Below are 17,419 nucleotides of genomic sequence, written 5' to 3'. Positions count from 1 at the left end.
TTTCATGCTCAATTTAGACAGATAAGGTATGGTTTATTTTTTTTCCGCTCACATATGGGTTGTCTCTCAAAATAAAGCGGTAAGGCAGTTTCGCGTCTTCCCCTGCATAGTCAACCCCAATTCGGGGGGTAGCAATAATATCTTTTTTATTTAGCGAAAAATCATCCGAAGCAATGAATATCTCATCGTCCAGCAAATTCCAGCCGGTATGACCGGTATGAATGCCCAATGCTTTGGAGACATTGCCGGGGCCTTTGGTAAGGGTATAATCGGCTTTTTTCTTGCCGGTCCTTTGCAACATAGTGTTTAAGCCTTGCAGCGGGTCAAGGGCCCGGATCAGGATCGCATGCGGAACGTCTTTCTGGTTAGTGACCACATTGAATAAATGATGGATGCCATAACAGAGGTACACGTAAGCGGTTCCGCCAGGCTGATACATTACTTCCGTTCTGTTCGTCCTTCTGCCGCCAAAAGCATGTGAAGCCCTGTCAATGGCGCCTGCATATGCTTCAGTTTCTACAATACGGCCCGACGTTATAACTTCGCCAAATTGGGTAACCAACACTTTGCCGATCAATTCTTTTGCTATCTTCACCACATCGGCACGATTATAGAAATCCTTATCCAGTTTTTTCATCTACCCCGGTTTATTGACAATTATAACAACATTAGCATGTATTATACTCAAAATTTTGTGATTACCGATTCACATTCTACGCCCTAATTGAAATATTTACTAAGTTTGAGCCCGCCCAACAATACTATAGGAAAAATTCAAATTTATAAAACTTGCTGAAAGAAATCGTTACAGCCATTCAGTCATATGCCAGGGCGCATCGCTTTATCAAAGAGCACCGGCTCTGGAAATGGATCGTAGTGCCGGGGATCATTTATACCTTGTTATTTGTAGCGGGGTTTATCCTTTTCTGGATCTCTTCCAACCAGGTGGTTTCTTCCTTTATGCACTGGTTAGGCATCGACAGATGGCTCAATCAGCAACGCAGCCAGATCCTGAGTTTTCTCTTCCTGATGGGTGAGATCATGATCCGGCTCATCATGATGTTGTTCTATTTTTCCCTTTTCAAATATCTTTTCCTCATCATCGGGTCGCCGGTTTTTGCTTACCTGAGTGAAAAGACCGAATCGATCATGGAAGGCAAAGACTTTCCTTTCAGCTTTAAACAGCTGATGGCCGATATTCTACGGGGAATAAAACTGGCATTTCGCAATGCGCTTTGGCAGTCGGTGTATACCATTTCCTTACTGATCCTTTCTTTTATCCCGGTCGTTGGCTGGATAGTACCGGTGACCACCCTGCTGGTGGAATGTTATTACTATGGCTTTTCGATGCTGGATTACAGTTGCGAACGCCACAAGCTGTCCCCTTCAGAAAGCATTGCTTTTATTGGCAAACATAAAGGACTGGCCATTGGCAATGGGCTGGTGTTTTACCTGATGCATCTCATCCCCTTTCTGGGTTGGGTATTAGCTCCCGCCTATGCTGTTGTGGCAGCCACGATCAGTTTGTATCACCGGGATGATAAAATCGGGGTACATTAGTTACCGGTTCCAGGTGTCATGGCCTGTATCCGGGGTCCTATGATAGCAAACCGGAAAGTGAACATCCCTGTAACCTGTACGCTTGTAACTTGTAACCCATTCTTAACTACAAATAGTTTCTTTGTCTTCAACAAGCATTATATATCTGATCCCCTCTGTTTTAGAGGAGTCCGCTACACAAACCATTCCGGCATATGTGCGGGAGGCAGTGAGCCAGTGCCAGGTATTTTTTGTGGAGAATGAACGCAGCGCCCGCCGCTATTTAAAAAGCATCTGGAAAGAAATGGTGATCGATAACTACACCTGGGTGCTGATCGATAAGACCAATAACCTGGCTACGCTTTCCACCTTCAATAAACATGTAAAGGAGAACAAGACCATTGGCATCATCAGTGAAGCCGGCTGCCCGGGCGTAGCTGACCCGGGCCAGGTGTTGACGGAAGCGGCGCATGCCGCCGGCGCTACCATTAAACCACTGGTAGGCCCCAGCAGTATTTTACTGGCCTTAATGGCCAGTGGCATGAATGGACAACAATTTCAGTTTGTAGGTTATTTACCCATCGATGCTGCGCAGCGCAGCAAGGCCATTAAAGACCTGGAAGTGGAGTCGGCCAGGAAGAATTGTACGCAGATCTTTATTGAAACGCCTTACCGGAATAACCAGTTACTGGAAATATTGATCAAAACCGCAAAACCGGGTACCCGCCTGTGCATTGCTGCAGATCTTACCGCTCCTGGCGAATTCATTCAAACCAAAACACTGGCGCAGTGGAAGAACAAAGTTCCTGATCTACACAAGCGGCCAACCATTTTCTGCATGCTTTCGGAATAGTTTATGGTTTATAGTTTATTGTTTTTTGTTTTCACATTCAAGCAGACTGCCTTTTTTCCGGTCACTCCGCACTTAAAACTTATTACTTATAACTTTTTACTTAAAACTTAGTCTAACGTGCTTCGCGCATGGAAAGAATGCTGTCAACAATATATGTCGTATTGCCCCGCCAGGGAACAACATTATGAAATTCCCTGTAATGCAGATCGAACCATTTGCCGCTGTTGGCCATCAGCTTTTCAGCAATGCCTTTGTTAACGACTGAAAACTCGAACTCATAGGATTGTATGCTGCCGGCTGTACGTGACCGGATGCCTTCCTGGATCAGTTTACCTTCATAGGTCTTGAACAGATCGCCTTTCAAGACCACGTAATTCAGATGGCCGGATTTTACCCCTTCGCCGAATACGTAAAAATACTTCCAGTAGATCAGTATGCCGGCTCCCGTTAATAGTAAGGCAACTACTATATAAATTATCTTTCTCATAAAATGAATATGCTCAAGGCTGAATGCTTAACGCCGAAGGCTTAACGCTATTGCCGTAATAGCAGCTTCCCGAGTAAACTCCAATCGGCTCGAAATTCGGAGGCAGGCGTTTGGCCTTAAGCCTTCGGCGTTTGGCGCTTACAAACCATATTTATCCACAAGATAGATCAATGCGGCCATAGATACAGCGCCCAGCTCCAGTTCCCGTTTATTAACGGTTTCAAATACATCACTGCGGGCATGATGAATATCAAAGTATCGTTGTGAATCGGGTTGAAGGCCGGCCAGCGGGGTTCCCAGTTCCCGGTTCAGCGGGCCTATATCTGAACCGCCACCGCCATTACTGATCTCGGTAATGCCATAGGGTTCCAGTAAAGGCAGCCAGCTGCGCAATTTGTTCAGCAGCTCAGGCGACATGGTAACGCCAAAACCACGCGGCGTAAAACCACCGGCATCGCTTTCCAGCGCAAAAATATGTTTCTCTTTTTTTGTGCGGGCTTCTTCGGCATACTTACTTCCACCGCGCAAGCCATTCTCTTCATTTGCGAATAATACAGCCCTGATGGTACGTTTTGGTTTATAACCAATGGCTTTGAGCACGCGGATCACTTCTATTGACTGCACGCAGCCACTACCATCATCATGCGCACCCTCGGCAGGGTCCCAGGAGTCGAGGTGACCGCCAACGGTAATGATCTGCTCGGGAAATTCACTGCCGGTGATCTCACCGATAATATTATGCGCTACGGTATCCGGCAGCATTTTACCGTTTGTTTTCAGAAAAACAGTTGCCGGTTCTTTTTCCAGCAAGGCTGCCAGGCGGTCGGCATCCTGCAGGCCCAGGGCAGCCGCAGGGATCTTGGGGAATGAATCGTTATAACGGGTAGAACCTGTATGCGGGTTGTTATCAGCCGCATGGCTCATCGAGCGGATCAATACACCTACAGCGCCATACCGGGCTGCCTGGCCGGGGCCTTGTGCCCGGTAACCAACTGCATCGCGGTAAGCTTCAAAGGTCCTTACATAAGTATCGTTGAATTTATAATTATAGAAAACAATCTTTCCTTTTACCGAAGCCTTCTTTTGTTCCAGCTCTTCAAAAGAGTTCACGAGCAGCACGGGCGCCTGAATGCCTTTGGCGCCAGTGCCCATGGAATTGCCCAGGGCCAGGATATCGAGCGGCTGATTTTTTTTACCCACTATCCATGCTTCCTCTTTGCCACCGCGGATCCAGTGCGGCACCAGGCATGACTGGGTGATCACCCGGTCGGCGCCCGCCTGTTGCAGGGCTTTCTGCCCCCAGGCTTCTGCCTTATAGGTTTGTGGCGAACCCGTAAGCCGGGCCCCTATTTGTTTCGTAAGAACCCGCAAATTTTCATAGGCTTTGCCATGCAGCAGGATTTCATTGGCTATAGCCCGTATTTTTACGGAGTCCTCGTTCCGGGCATAACCCGAAACGGACATAATTAAAAGCAGCGTAAACAATTTGATCCTCATGTGCGTTATTTTACGCTAATATCAGTCAAAATAGCCAATCAGTCATATAAGTGAATGAATGAAAACGGCTAATAGAGGGATGAAGGTGTTAAACTTATTTGACCAATTTGACTTATATGACCTATATGATTGTTTTATTTTTACCTTCACACACTTAATTTATACCGCTGTATGCGCATTGGAATTGTATGCTATCCTACGTTTGGTGGAAGTGGGGTTTTAGCAACGGAATTGGGAAAGGCCCTGGCTGATAAAGGACATCAGGTTCATTTTATTACCTATCAGCAACCGGTACGACTGAGTGAATTTAATGCCAATATTTTTTATCACGAGGTTCGGGTGCCCACCTATCCCCTGTTCGATTATCCGCCTTATGAAACGGCTTTGTCGAGCACCATGGTTGACGTTATTGTAAATAATAATATCGACCTCCTGCATGTGCATTATGCCATTCCCCATGCCTCGGCTGCGTATATGGCTAAAAAGATCCTCGAAAAACAAGGTAAGATCATACCGGTGATCACGACCCTGCATGGCACTGATATAACCCTGGTAGGTAAGGATAAGACCTTTGCGCCGGTAGTCACTTTTTCCATCAATGAAAGCGATGCCATCACTGCCGTTTCGCAGAACCTGCGCGATGAGACCTACCGCAATTTCAAGATCGAAAAAGAGATCAAGGTCATTCAGAACTTTGTAGATGTAAAACGCTTTCGTAAAAAACCCATCGATGCTTTTCGCCGCGTGATCGCGCCGCATAATGAAAAAGTAGTATTACATGCGTCCAACTTCAGGAAGCTGAAACGCGTAAACGATGTGGTACGCGTATTTGCTGAATTGAACAAAAAAGTACCCAGCAAATTATTGTTCGTAGGTGACGGACCTGAACGTCCGGCGGCTGAAAGCCTGGCCCGAGAACTGGGTATTTATGATGAAACCCGTTTTGTAGGCCGGCAGGAACAAATTGAAGAGGTACTGGCTATTTCCGACCTGTTCATGCTGCCTTCCGATTATGAAAGCTTTGGGCTGGCGGCGCTGGAAGCAATGGCAGCCGGCGTACCGGTGATCTCGAGTAATGCAGGTGGTTTGCCCGAGATCAATGTGGAAGGAGAAACCGGTTACCTGGCCGATGTGGGCGATGTAAATACCATGAGCCAGCGCGCCGTTGAGTTGTTATCGGATGAAAATAAATTAGAGAAATTTAAAACGAAAGCCGCTGCGCATGCGCGTTTGTACGATATAGAGACCATTGTACCCCGGTATGAAGCCTTGTACAATCGTTTTCTGCAAAATATAACCAGCCGGGTATAAAAGAACAATTAGCTGATGTGCTGATGTGCTAATGTTATTAATGTTGTATTTAATCAGCTAATTAGCACATTAGCTAATTAGCTAATTAAGTTATCGTTTCCTGATCCATTTGGCGGGATCAATATTCTTTCTTTCCAGCATCAATATAAATTCAAGCTCCCCATAGCCATTGTCGTTGGTAGCTGCAGTACCCAGCAACTGGCCGCCGCTCACTTTTTGATTTCTGGAAACGTTTACCGAAGACAAACTACCATAAACCGTAAAGTATTTACCGTGGCGAACCATTACAGTCCAGGTACCTTCTACGGGAAATACAGCCGTTACATCGCCTTCGAAAATGGCTTTTACCGAAGCGCTTTTTTCCGTTTCCAGTGTCAGCCCCGGGTTATAAGTAATAACGGTGCTACCGTCGATGTGATTAGGGCCAAAATGTAATTTCACCAGCGCTTTTTCAACAGGCCAGGGTAATTTGCCTTTATTCTTTTCAAAACTGCCGCTGATGCGGATACCTTCCGGCGTATTCGCCAGCACACTGTTCTTTACCACTTTTTTGCTCTCTGAACTTTTGTTTCGCGGTGTGCGGGCCACCGTTGCATTGGCTTTATTATCTTCATCGCGCATTTCGCGCATAATGATGCGCTGGATCTCGCTTCTTAATTTGCTATCGGCCTTCTTCTTGGCAGCCAGCTCTTTGGCAATTTCCTTCTCGCGGCTTTTAAGGGTTTTAACCACTTCATTCTTCTCGCGCTTCTCTTCTTCCAGCGCTTCCATTTGCTTTTCCTGCTTTTGCATGGCCGCATCCTTTTCCCGGCGCACCAATTCCAGTCCGTTGATCTTTCCGCTTAAAAGCTGTTGGGTTTTCTTAATAGCCACCACCTGTTCTTCACAATACGTATGGTATGAGCGGAAATAATGTACCCGTTTTAAGGCATCATTGAAAGTAGGAGCTGAGAAGATAAAATTGAGGAAGGCGTAATTGTTGCGCATCTTGTAGGCATATACAATATTGCGTGCATATTGCGCTTTCATGGTATCGAGCCGGTTCCGCAGGCTGTCGATCTCTTTTTTCGATTTGCCGATATTGCCTTCCAGCATACTCACCTGCCTGTTGATATTGTGAATGGCTTTTTCGCGCAGCCTGAGTTTTTCCTTTACCAGCTCCAGTTGCCTGATACTTGCGCGGGACTGCTTCCTGGAATCCTTGAGTGTATTCTTCAATTCCTCGATCTCCTGCTGGAGCTCGAGCTGCTGCTGTTTTAATGACTCGCTGCCCGTTTGAGCAGACAGGGCACTTGCCATCAACAATGCTATAAAGCACGGAACCATCCATTTTGGCATAGGGGCTGAGTTTTATCAATAAGCAATAGACAATGAGCAAGAGGCAAATCTGTGAAGCCCGGAAGCCGGTTTTCGGCAGGCCCTGCCAATGGCTTAGTGCATATTGAAAATTGGTTTAAAATAGGCAATAGGCAAAACCTGAAACGCAGCTTGCCAATGGCATATTGCCAATTGCTGATTGATTATTTTACCTTCTGCGGATCCAGCTTTCGGGATCGAGGTTCCGGTTCTCCTGCATCAGCAGGAATTCGATCTCGCCATTGCCCTCATCATTGGCAGCAGCGCGGCCCAGCATGGTGCCACCGGCTATTTTCTGATCTTTTGAGACGCTTACAGATGACAGGTTACTATATACAGTGAAGTATTTACCATGACGAACAAGCACACTCCAGTTGCCATCGATGTCGAAAATGCGCGACACTTCTCCCTCAAACACCGCTCTTACTACAGCGCCCGGTTCGGTGGCCAGGGTTATACCGGGATTGTTCCCACGCAGTTTCGTTCCTTCAATGGAATAGGTGCCGAAGTGGATCTTCACATTGCCTTTTTCCACCGGCCAGGGCAAGCGGCCCTTATTGCTTTCGAAGCTGCCGCTGATGCGGAATCCTTCCGGCGTTGATTCCAGTACACTCTCCGAGGCAGGTTTTTTGGGGGCTTCTTTTTTAGGTTCTGCTTTCGCTATAGGCGCGGTAGCGGCCGGGGATGTGGCCGGGGAAGCTGCGTTTCCTGCTTTTTCCCTTTCTGCTTTCTCGGCTGCTGCTTTTCGCGCTGCTTCTGCCGCTGCAACCTTCTTTGCATTTTCAGCCGCCTCTGCTGCTTCACGGGCTTTTGCTTCCGCCAGCGCTTTTTCGCGGGCAAGCCTGATCTCGCGGTCAATGGCAGATTTGATAGCTGATTTTAATTTTTTATCGGCCCTTTGTTTGGCGGTGAGCTCTTTGGAGATCTCCTTTTCACGGGCTTTCAATTTGCTCAGAATCTCATTCTTCTCTTTTTTCTCGTCTTCCAGCTCTACTTTCTGCTTTTCCTGCTTTTGCAGTACGGCATCCTTTTCTTTACGGGTGCTCTCGAGGCTGGCTATTTTATCATGCAGTACCTGCTGGGTGTTCTTGATCGTAGCGGCCTGCTCTTCGCGGTAGAGGCGGTAAGCGCGCAGGTATTGTACCCGGCGCAAGGCATCGTTAAAGCTGGAGGCGGAAAATATAAAGTTCAGGAAATCGTAGTTGCTGCGGTTCTTATACGCATACACGATGCTTTTGGCATATTGCTGTTTAAGCGTATCCAGCTCCTGCTTATAGCGCTCGATCTCATTTTTCGATTTGGAAATGGTGCCCTCGATAATATTGATCTGCTGATTGATGTTGTTGATAGCCTGTTCCCGCAAGCGCAGTTTCTTCTGCACCATGGTCAGCTGCAACAAGCCCGCCTTGGTATTCTTCTTCGTAGTTTTCAGCGTGTTTCTCAATTCATCAATTTCACGCTGGATCTCCGCCTGCTTTTTTTTCAGTTCGTCACTGCTGCCGGGTTGTTGTTGCGCATACAGGGCAAGGGAAACTGCCATGGCCAAAAAACAGGTAAACATCCTTTTCAGCATACTGAAAGATTTTTAAGTGTTAACAGGTTTGGGCAGGGCATTGGTCTCTTGGGCCGGTTTCTATAGGGTTGAAAGTACTGTATAATATAACGCTTATTTGCGTTTATAATTTTTCGGGATCGTAAAAGGAAAACTTAAATCGACGTTAAAGTCAAATTGTTTGAATTCCATTACTATATCCAGCTTCGATTTTTCCGATACCGTAATTTTACGATAGGTTGAAAAACGAATATTGTTCTTACTCTGGTAATTGCCGTAGCTAAGATAAGCCGTACGGGCCCTGATGGCATCCACATCGTCGAGCTTGCTCTGCTGCAGGGTATAATCTTCCCGGTTCACGGTAAGCAGGTGCTTGAACAGCGTGCCCAGGCTGATGAGCGAAATGGACCGTTCGTCTTTCTTATACGAATTTATATTACTATCGAGAAAAATCGGATTGCCGATGATCAGATTTTGCAGGTCGCTGAACGACATGGGCATTTTGGTTACTTCCTGCAGCGATTCTACCGACCTTAATTGTACAGTTTTATTGAGCTTGTTGATCACTTTCACGCTGTCGGGCGTCACCAATACCCGGAAGGCATCGAAGCCCAGGGCCGCATTGATGTTGATCCACATAATGCTGTCTTTTTTGATGCGCACAAATGCGTTGAAATCGTTCTTCTTGCCATCACTGCCTTCAAAGTCGACCTTGATCTTGGCGGAGAAGGTCTGAAAATCGATGGTATTCTTATGAATGTTATCCCAAACTTGTTTAATATACAGCATGGAATCAGCGCGGTGATCAACTACCGGAATTACCTGGGCGGTATCTTTTTTCGCAATTGCCGTTTGAATTGTTTTCGTTGACCGGCAACTGGTGGTTGCAGCCGTGACCAGGGCAATAATTCCAATGCCTACAAAATATTTCATGTATTATGATTTACCGGTATGACCAAAGCCGCCATCATGACGTTTTGTTACCGAAATTGATTTAACAGGTTTCCATTTTACACGTTCTACTTCGTGTACAACCATTTGAGCAACACGATCGCCGGGGTGAATGGTTTGGGCTTCCTGTGATAAATTTATCAGAATAATTTTTACCTCGCCGCGATAGTCGGCATCGATGGTACCCGGACTGTTCAAGCAGGTTAGTCCCTGTTTGATGGCCAGTCCACTGCGGGGGCGGATCTGTGCTTCATAGCCCCTGGGCAGTTCAATGAATAAACCGGTAGGCACTAAAAACCGTTCCAGGGGATTGAGAACGATGGGCGCCTCCAGGAAAGCGCGTATATCCATACCGGCAGCATCTTCCGTGGCATATTCGGGCAAGGGATTATTTGACTGGTTAATGATCCTGACTTTTACTTTTGACATGCCGCAAAAATAATGTGATAATGTGATAATGTGATAATGTGATAATTCGATAATGCCTCAATGGCGGGCCTTATTTTCATAGCCACACTTCACGCGCCAGCACCCACAAAACCTGTATTCAATTATCACATTATCAAATTATCGAATTATCAAATTACTTTAACTGGTTCCAACAGCACCGTTGCATACGCCACCAGGCCTTCTTCGCGGCCCACAAAACCCATCGTTTCGGTGGTAGTGGCTTTTACCGATACTTCCTGCCCGGTGATCTCAAGGATACCGGCAATAATACTGCGCATTTGATCTGAATATTTTTTGATCTTGGGAGCTTCAAGGCAAATGGAGGAATCTACATTGACCACCCGGTAATTGCGCGCCTTAATTAATTCATACGTTCTTTGCAGCAGTATTTTGCTGTCGATACCCTTATACGCCGGATCTGTATTGGGGAAATGCATGCCGATATCGCCCAGCGCCAGGGCGCCCAGCAGCGCATCGCAGATAGCGTGTAACAATACATCGGCATCGCTGTGCCCCAGCGAGCCTTTGTGATGCGGGATCTTAACACCGCCTATCCAAAGATCCCTGCCTTCAACCAACTGATGAAAATCTATGCCGAAACCAATACGCATAATGTGATAATTTGCTGATGTGCTGATGTGCTAATGAAAAAAAAGCGTTCCGGCTACGCCGGAACGCTTCAAATATATTCAATTCTATGTTGTATTAGCACATTAGCAAATCAGCTAATCAGCAAATCAGCTAATTATCAAATTATTCCATGGTTCCGATATCATCCAGATCGAAGATGAGACCAAAACGCAGGGTGTTTGACAATGGGTTGCGGTTAACACCTGAACCGGAAGGCACGAGGTAAGAGAAGTTCAAACCAAACACATTGTATTTAACACCTAAACCAACAGTAAAGTATTTACGGTTGCCCTTGGTTTTATCTTCATAAAAATAACCGGCGCGGAAAAAGAACTGATCATTGTAGGCATATTCAGCACCCAGTGATACCTGGAACTCTTTTATTTCTTCTTTAAATCCGTTGGGCGCATCGTTGAATGAGCTGAACCAGCTGTTCACGACCGATTTATTTCTATAACCAGCTACCAGTGCCGAATCTTCGCTTGAATTGCCTGTCCATTTTGGCGGTGTAGGCACCAGCAGTTTGTGCAGGTCTACGCCGAAAGTGATCTTATTGGCTTCATCAAAAGCTTTGGTGTAGGTAGTACCCAGGCTGAAGTTGGCAGGAATATAATCTTTCTGGGTTGCATCGTTCGTATAACCGATCTTGGTACCCAGGTTGGTGACGGTAGCGCCGAAATTCCAGCCACTGCCATCTTCGCCTATCCCTGTATAAAAGAAAGACAGGTCACCGGCGATCGCATTACCAGGTTTATAGGTGGTGCCCGTTTGGGCCAGGTTACCGGCCAGGTTCGAATGGATATAGCGCAAGGCAACACCCAGGCCTATTTTATCAGATAATTTGCGTGTATAACCGAAGTCAACACCAAATTCGCGGGGACGGCCCGAGCCGAAATCGTTACCGCTTCCATCGGTGAACTGAATATTACCCAGGCTGAAATACCGAACAGATCCGGCCAGGGCAGCCTCTTCATCGAGTTTATAATAACCACTTAATGCCAGCAGGTACACATCATTCAGTCCGAGGTCTTTTAACCAGGGCGTATATGTTAACCCTATGCTGAAATTCTTCTGGGCAAAAGGTACTTTTGCCAGGTTCCAGAACGGGGAATTTGCATCAGCCGATGTAGCCACACCTAAATCACCCATACCACCGGCACGGGCATCCGGAGATATCCGTAAAAAAGGTACGGCCGTGGTTACCACGTTAATCGAATCAGTTTGTGCTTTTACGGAAATTCCACCCAACAGCAGGCCCATACCTACAGTTAGTTTCAAGATGTTTCGTTTCATTTTTTGAATTGTCTTTAAGGATCAGACCGCTCCAACCTTCTTCTCTATAGCAGTTTGGTATAATGAAAATTACCCTTGCTTTTGTATCAAAGCGTGTTGATGCGGAACAATAATGGTTTTGGGTAAATCTCCTGTCGATAGATGGCTAATATAATGTTCAAAAATTGGGACTATAATATAAACAACTTTTCGAGCTTTTCCGCTGCTTTTCCGTCAGCTGTTTGTACCCTTAAGCGGTAAAGATACACTCCCCGACCGATTTTATCACCATATTCATCCCTGCCATTCCATTCCACGTCACTCGAACGGTTTCCGGGCGAAAATATTGTTTTCCGCAATGTTTTTACCAGCTTTCCTGTAATCGTATATACCTGGATCTGTATAACTAATTCTTCCCCAGGCCTGTTATGCTCAAACCAAAAGGTGGTTTGCGTGGTGAAGGGGTTGGGATAATTCAATACATGATCCAGGGCAAACTGCTGCTGGTTAACCACCCTGAAGTCAAGCGTGGCCTCCCCAGAGTTATTCGCTACATCCCAGGCTTTTATGCTTAGGCTATGCATACCGGGTGCTAATGCCGGCAGCTGAAAACGCACCGTTCCCTGCCGGTAATTATTGAGATCACTTTCATAGAACTCATTCAACACATATTCATTTTTTTGATCATTATCAAGTATGGCCACCAGGTTATGGCCTATGCCGGTACCCAGGATATTGATACCCGATGAATCGGCCAGCTTAACCAATAAGACCGGCCGTTCATTGGTAATGCTGCCATTCACAAACTTTTCATCGTTTAAATAGGCCTTTATGGCGGGCCCCTCCAGATCGCTTACGCCATTGCCTGAACCGCCAATGACCAGGTTGGTCAATACCCCATTGCCATCTTTGCTGCCATTATCGGTATAATAACTGACCCTGCCATACCCATATTGGTAGCTGATGTCTTTGGGCACAATAAAACTGAAAGAAAAGCGGCCATTGTTCACTGTGGCCTTACCCTTAAACAGGATATTCTTCTGTACCTGGATGGGTACCGGCACACTGCCTGCATCATTGCCGAGGGTATTTACCGGTTGTACTTTATCGAAAATGGTGGGATAGATCGTTCCATTGAAATCGTTCAGCAGGTTGCCGGTTTTGTCTACCACCGTTCCGCTGATCGTGTATTCCGACAGCGCTTTGAGCGTATCTGGTGTACTGCTGACCGGCTGTCCGTTTACCGAGGTGGTCTTCACCTGGTAAGCGGGGAAGGCAAGACTTAGCGCAGGGTCGCCCAGGAGGGTGAATTTACGGTTGTTCACCACATCGGTCAAATAGTTATAGGTCACATTCTTGGCCTGGCGAACTGCTTCACCCAGGGTGCGGTAACTGCTATCGGGCTTTTTCTGAAAAGCCGTTCTCAGATAATTTTCATTCATTATCCGGTTACTGAATGCGAATACCAGGCGGGTGGTGGTCATAAGGGCAATGGCGCCCGTCTTTTCGCGTAAGAGCAGGTTCTCGCCTATGGAGCTTACCAGGGGATTGTCGAAGGGCGCCACATCGCAGGTGGCGGTAACAAATAAAGGCAGTTTGGCGGCATTGTTAAAACCATTGATCATGTCCTGGTCAAGCACCACTTCTTCTGCCAGCCGCCGGTAGCCGCCATGGCCGGTATAGTTCCATACGAGGGTTCCATTGAAGATCTTATTACTGATGGCCTGGTTCACGGCCGGGTAACGGCTGCCTGCCGAATTGCTTTCCTGTGGGAAGGCGTCCAGGTAAAGTTTTTCGATATTTTGCTGTGGAGCCGCGGCATTTACCGCCCGGGTCATGATCTCGGCATCCTGCAGGTGCAGGTTATTATCTTCATCATCGGCCACGAAAGTGCATTCATTGCGCCAGGGGCCCAGGCTTTTTACATCGTTGTAGGCGATGATCTTATCAACAATGGCCTGCGCCTCCCGTTCGTTTTTTGCCGGAATGCGGCCAATGCCCAGATCCAGCAGATAAGTACCGCTTCCATTGATATCATCCCCATCGTTCAGCAGGCCGAAAAAATCGTCGGAGGTGTAAGTGGCTAAAGGATCGAGTGATACGAGGCTTTCCCAGGCCGGAACCAGGTTGGTATTGTTGCTGATGCGGGCCCGGTAATCGAAGGAAGCGTCGCCAAACAGCAGCAGGTATTGGGGTGCTTTGGCAGAATCGCCACCGGCGCGGTCGTAAAACATTTTTACCATATCGCGCAGCGCGGCCGGATCGGGTGAACCGGAAGAGAATTCGTTGTACACCTGGTTTACAGTTACCACCAGGCTGCTGAGGTTATCGCGCTGCTGGTGATATTGGGCGAGCCGGTTGGCCTGCCCCAGCAGGCTGGGATGGGTGATGATGATGTATTGGGGTATAGCCGCCCCATGTAAATTCTGATTGGGGACGGCGCCAGCCGCCACCGGAGTTAAAAAACCGGATTGGCCGAATGCAATGTATTCGCGCAGGCGGCTGCAATCATTTACAAAGCGCCATTCGCTACCCTGTAAACTGCCCTGCATACGAACCGGTTCCAATGCATTGGTGACATCCCAGACCTGGATACCCGCCGGCGCATTTTTAATGATGAACTGGCCGTTGTTCCCCGGGCCTACACTGTTCCAGTCGCAAAAGAGCAGCTGGTCATTACCGGTCATCGACAGGTCAACACGGGCCAGAATTTCGAACCAGTCGAGCCAGCCCTGGCTGCCCGGGCTTCCGGGCGTATAGTCGAACCTTACAGCCAGCGGCGAATGCGTGGTGCTGAAGGTTCCCGATGACTGCGCCGCCATCGCAAATGCATCGTAAGCGCCATTGCCGGTGGCAGGCATCACTACCTGCATGGCCTGCTGATTATTAACCGTTACGGTAAAGCGGCTGGTGGTTCCGAAGGAACGGGCAACACCGGCAGCGGTGATGGCAGCCGGCTGGGGCAGCATATTGGGCAGGTTCACCATGTACGTGCGGCTAAGGGTTCTTCCGGTATTGCCGGAGAATTCTTCCCCATACCATTGGCGGCCGCTGCTGAGGAAATTCACTGTATCCAGTTCATAAAACCAGCGTTGGGTGGCCTGGGTGATCGTTGTATTGGGCGTGGCCGTTGTATTGAGGGTGGTTACTCTTTTACCGTTAGGCCGGATGGTAAGGTAATAATAAGCAGTGTCGCTATATATATTCCTTTGATGCCGAAAGCTTTTGTTGGCTGAATCTTTGATCCAGGCATGGGCGCCGGGGGCGTAGAACAACAGATAATCAGAGCCGTTGAACAGACCGTCGCCGCCGTCTTCTACCCAGATGGCATTTTCGACCAGGTCATCAGGCACGGTATTGAGCGGTTTTTCAGGAAGCATTTGTCCGCCGTTGCCGTATAACCTGATGCTGGAAGAAGGCAGGTTGGCGGTATTTATGCCGATGGAATGGAGAAAAGGCAGGTCGATCCTGTAGATGCCGGGCGAAGCTGTACTTATTTTATGCCAATTACCCATCGCCAGCACCGAATTGGCCGTATATGATCGTTGGGGCAGTACGGGCATATTCATCACAACCGTACAGTACATGATCAATATGCCTGTTCTCATAAGGCGGATAACAGGTTTGCTACGCATCCGTTCAAAAATAGTTTATTTTGAACCATGGTAATGTGGGAAAGACGCAGGTGGCAAAAAAATAATCCGCTTTCCTGCCGGCCCGGCTCAATTATTGAATGTGGGAATACGCAGCTAAAAGTGCGGTCCCCTTTCAAGAAATTAACGAAGCTGAAACAGCCTGTAATACAGGTTGTTTTACTAAAAACAGGTATATTCGCCGTCCTTCCCCGGTTTGTGGAAAAGCAATATAAAAGCCGTACAATATTTGCAACTTAATAGCGTTTAACCAAATTGAACTAAAGGCAAAAGTCATCAAAATGAATTTGAAAAACCTATTTATCGTATTATCCTGCGCAGCCGCAGTTACTGCGTGTAAGTCCAACAAGAAGGAGAAATCTGACGTTACCGGTTGGAATTACAATGACAAAAACATGGGTGGATACCAGGTATCCCGGGAGAAAGAACAACGTACCGGTCCAGGACTGGTATTTGTTCAGGGTGGTACCTTCACTATGGGGGCCACTGAAGAAGATGTTATGGGCGACTGGAATAACATTCCTACCCGTAAAACTGTAAACTCGTTCTACATCGACCGTACCGAGGTTGCCAATATTCACTATCGTGAATATTTGTACTGGGTAAATACGGTTTTTGATGGAGATGAATATAAAGATGTAAGAGCAGCTGCATTGCCCGATACCCTGGTATGGCGCAGCGAGCTGGCTTACAACGAGCCTTTGGTTGAATACTACTTTCGCCACCCCTCTTATAACTACTACCCTGTTGTGGGTGTAACCTGGAGACAGGCGCATGACTTTTGTTTGTGGCGCAGTGACCGCGTAAACGAAAAAGCTTTGTATGACAAAGGCTTTATCAACAAGACCGCGCTGAAAAACCTGCAGGGCCAAGGTCCTGAGTCGTTCAATACCAAAGCATACCTGCTTGGCTTAACGACACCTACCCCCGGCAACCAGGTTCGTTCTAAAAAGAATCCTTTAAAGAACCCGAACGGTACGCCCAGAACACAGGTTACTTTCGAAGACGGTATCCTGTTACCGAACTACCGCCTGCCGACAGAAGCTGAGTGGGAATATGCAGCGATGGGTCTGGTTGGTCAAAACCCCAACCCCAGCCGCAAAGAAGGCAAACGTGGTGAGGAGTTGATCACCAACAAACAAGTGTACGCCTGGACACAAAACGTGAACGGTTTACGCGACAGCCGCCGCGGCGCATGGCAAGGTACCTTCCTGGCCAACTTCAAACGCGGTAACGGTGATAACATGGGTGTGGCCGGTGGTTTGAACGACCGCGCTGTGTATACTGCCCCGGTTACTTCTTTCTATCCTAACTCATTCGGTTTATATAATATGTCGGGTAACGTGAGCGAGTGGACTGGCGACGTTTATCGTCCGCTGTCACCCACCGATGCCGATGACGTATCTCCTTACCGTGGTAACCGCTACCAAAACGTTTACCGCAATAAAGACGGTGAATTTGAAAAAGACAGTGTAGGCCGCGTTAAGACAGTATTCGTAACAGATGAAGAAAGCAAAAACCGCCGCAACTATCAAAAAGGTAATGTGATCAACTACCTCGATGGTGACTCCCTCATCACTGGTGTTGCTTACGGTACTACCGATGTTCAGGAAAACCTGAAGACCGGCCGTGGTTATGGTGTTAGCACGCTGATCAGCGATAAATCAAGAGTAATTAAAGGTGGTAGCTGGAATGACCGTCCTTACTGGTTAAGCCCCGGTACACGCCGCTACCTGGAAGAAGATCAGGGAAGCTCTACTGTAGGTTTCCGTTGCGCAATGGATCGCCTGGGTAGCCCCGAAGGTAATGGCCGCAAAACCGGTATCAATTACCCCTCAAGACGCCAGAATACCAGAAAACGATAAGGT

At 47.5% G+C, this 17,419-nt stretch carries 14 protein-coding genes; 4 read left to right on the top strand and 10 right to left on the bottom strand.

Annotated elements, in window-relative coordinates; genetic code table 11:
- Positions 1 to 13: 13 nt before the first annotated feature.
- Positions 14 to 637 carry a DNA-3-methyladenine glycosylase gene (locus JT717_RS03435; RefSeq protein ID WP_205508776.1) on the bottom strand — a complete coding sequence of 208 codons (624 nt, stop codon included), beginning with the start codon at positions 635 to 637 and terminating at the stop codon, positions 14 to 16.
- A gap of 152 nt (positions 638 to 789) precedes the next feature.
- On the opposite strand from JT717_RS03435, the gene JT717_RS03430 reads away from it, so the two are divergent.
- Positions 790 to 1,560 carry an EI24 domain-containing protein gene (locus JT717_RS03430; protein ID WP_205508775.1) on the top strand — a complete coding sequence of 257 codons (771 nt, stop codon included), beginning with the start codon at positions 790 to 792 and terminating at the stop codon, positions 1,558 to 1,560.
- A 121-nt stretch (positions 1,561 to 1,681) separates the two neighbouring features.
- Complete coding sequence (locus JT717_RS03425; RefSeq protein ID WP_205508774.1) at positions 1,682 to 2,392, top strand: SAM-dependent methyltransferase; 711 nt, start codon at positions 1,682 to 1,684, stop codon at positions 2,390 to 2,392.
- A 112-nt stretch (positions 2,393 to 2,504) separates the two neighbouring features.
- On the opposite strand, the gene JT717_RS03420 is transcribed toward JT717_RS03425, so the two are convergent.
- Complete coding sequence (locus JT717_RS03420) at positions 2,505 to 2,879, bottom strand: hypothetical protein (protein ID WP_205508773.1); 375 nt, start codon at positions 2,877 to 2,879, stop codon at positions 2,505 to 2,507.
- Between the two features lie 138 nt (positions 2,880 to 3,017).
- On the bottom strand, positions 3,018 to 4,376 hold the full coding sequence (locus JT717_RS03415; protein ID WP_205508772.1) for a M28 family peptidase: 1,359 nt from the start codon (positions 4,374 to 4,376) through the stop codon (positions 3,018 to 3,020).
- Between the two features lie 171 nt (positions 4,377 to 4,547).
- Here JT717_RS03415 and bshA point away from each other — a divergent pair, with 171 nt between their 5' ends.
- On the top strand, positions 4,548 to 5,687 hold the full coding sequence (gene bshA, locus JT717_RS03410) for an N-acetyl-alpha-D-glucosaminyl L-malate synthase BshA (RefSeq protein WP_205508771.1): 1,140 nt from the start codon (positions 4,548 to 4,550) through the stop codon (positions 5,685 to 5,687).
- A 90-nt stretch (positions 5,688 to 5,777) separates the two neighbouring features.
- Here bshA and JT717_RS03405 read toward each other — a convergent pair whose 3' ends face one another.
- From JT717_RS03405 to porU, 7 genes are all read right to left on the bottom strand, one after another.
- Complete coding sequence (locus tag JT717_RS03405) at positions 5,778 to 7,025, bottom strand: murein hydrolase activator EnvC family protein (protein ID WP_205508770.1); 1,248 nt, start codon at positions 7,023 to 7,025, stop codon at positions 5,778 to 5,780.
- A gap of 187 nt (positions 7,026 to 7,212) precedes the next feature.
- Complete coding sequence (locus tag JT717_RS03400) at positions 7,213 to 8,616, bottom strand: murein hydrolase activator EnvC family protein (RefSeq protein ID WP_205508769.1); 1,404 nt, start codon at positions 8,614 to 8,616, stop codon at positions 7,213 to 7,215.
- Positions 8,617 to 8,709: 93 nt separating this feature from the next.
- On the bottom strand, positions 8,710 to 9,528 hold the full coding sequence (gene lolB1, locus JT717_RS03395) for a lipoprotein insertase outer membrane protein LolB1 (RefSeq protein WP_205508768.1): 819 nt from the start codon (positions 9,526 to 9,528) through the stop codon (positions 8,710 to 8,712).
- Positions 9,529 to 9,531: 3 nt separating this feature from the next.
- The gene (gene dut / locus JT717_RS03390; protein ID WP_205508767.1) at positions 9,532 to 9,975 is read right to left on the bottom strand and encodes a dUTP diphosphatase; all 444 of its coding nucleotides are present in this window, start codon (positions 9,973 to 9,975) and stop codon (positions 9,532 to 9,534) included.
- A 149-nt stretch (positions 9,976 to 10,124) separates the two neighbouring features.
- Positions 10,125 to 10,607: a 2-C-methyl-D-erythritol 2,4-cyclodiphosphate synthase gene (gene ispF / locus JT717_RS03385; protein WP_240347792.1), complete on the bottom strand. Its 483-nt coding sequence runs from the start codon at positions 10,605 to 10,607 to the stop codon at positions 10,125 to 10,127.
- A gap of 142 nt (positions 10,608 to 10,749) precedes the next feature.
- On the bottom strand, positions 10,750 to 11,919 hold the full coding sequence (gene porV / locus JT717_RS03380) for a type IX secretion system outer membrane channel protein PorV (protein WP_205508766.1): 1,170 nt from the start codon (positions 11,917 to 11,919) through the stop codon (positions 10,750 to 10,752).
- A 170-nt stretch (positions 11,920 to 12,089) separates the two neighbouring features.
- Positions 12,090 to 15,506, bottom strand: coding sequence for a type IX secretion system sortase PorU (gene porU, locus JT717_RS03375; RefSeq protein WP_205508765.1), 3,417 nt, complete (start codon positions 15,504 to 15,506; stop codon positions 12,090 to 12,092).
- A 326-nt stretch (positions 15,507 to 15,832) separates the two neighbouring features.
- Between porU and JT717_RS03370 the strand changes: the two genes are divergently transcribed.
- Positions 15,833 to 17,416, top strand: coding sequence for an SUMF1/EgtB/PvdO family nonheme iron enzyme (locus JT717_RS03370; RefSeq protein ID WP_205508764.1), 1,584 nt, complete (start codon positions 15,833 to 15,835; stop codon positions 17,414 to 17,416).
- Positions 17,417 to 17,419 lie beyond the last annotated feature (3 nt).

It is taken from the genome of Longitalea arenae (assembly GCF_016924755.1).
Taxonomy (GTDB): Bacteria; Bacteroidota; Bacteroidia; order Chitinophagales; family Chitinophagaceae; genus Niastella; species Niastella arenae.
Note: the sequence above shows the minus strand (reverse complement) of the source record. Positions and strands in the feature narration are given on the sequence as shown.

Bases quoted from the DNA above. Each gene is read 5' to 3' on its own strand.
- lolB1 (WP_205508768.1), bottom strand. From the start codon at position 9,528: ATGAAATATTTTGTAGGCATTGGAATTATTGCCCTGGTCACGGCTGCA.
- porV (WP_205508766.1), bottom strand. From the start codon at position 11,919: ATGAAACGAAACATCTTGAAACTAACTGTAGGTATGGGCCTGCTGTTG.
- bshA (WP_205508771.1), top strand. From the start codon at position 4,548: ATGCGCATTGGAATTGTATGCTATCCTACGTTTGGTGGAAGTGGGGTT.
- JT717_RS03435 (WP_205508776.1), bottom strand. From the start codon at position 637: ATGAAAAAACTGGATAAGGATTTCTATAATCGTGCCGATGTGGTGAAG.
- JT717_RS03370 (WP_205508764.1), top strand. From the start codon at position 15,833: ATGAATTTGAAAAACCTATTTATCGTATTATCCTGCGCAGCCGCAGTT.
- JT717_RS03405 (WP_205508770.1), bottom strand. From the start codon at position 7,025: ATGCCAAAATGGATGGTTCCGTGCTTTATAGCATTGTTGATGGCAAGT.
- JT717_RS03400 (WP_205508769.1), bottom strand. From the start codon at position 8,616: ATGCTGAAAAGGATGTTTACCTGTTTTTTGGCCATGGCAGTTTCCCTT.
- JT717_RS03420 (WP_205508773.1), bottom strand. From the start codon at position 2,879: ATGAGAAAGATAATTTATATAGTAGTTGCCTTACTATTAACGGGAGCC.
- ispF (WP_240347792.1), bottom strand. From the start codon at position 10,607: ATGCGTATTGGTTTCGGCATAGATTTTCATCAGTTGGTTGAAGGCAGG.
- dut (WP_205508767.1), bottom strand. From the start codon at position 9,975: ATGTCAAAAGTAAAAGTCAGGATCATTAACCAGTCAAATAATCCCTTG.
- JT717_RS03415 (WP_205508772.1), bottom strand. From the start codon at position 4,376: ATGAGGATCAAATTGTTTACGCTGCTTTTAATTATGTCCGTTTCGGGT.
- porU (WP_205508765.1), bottom strand. From the start codon at position 15,506: ATGAGAACAGGCATATTGATCATGTACTGTACGGTTGTGATGAATATG.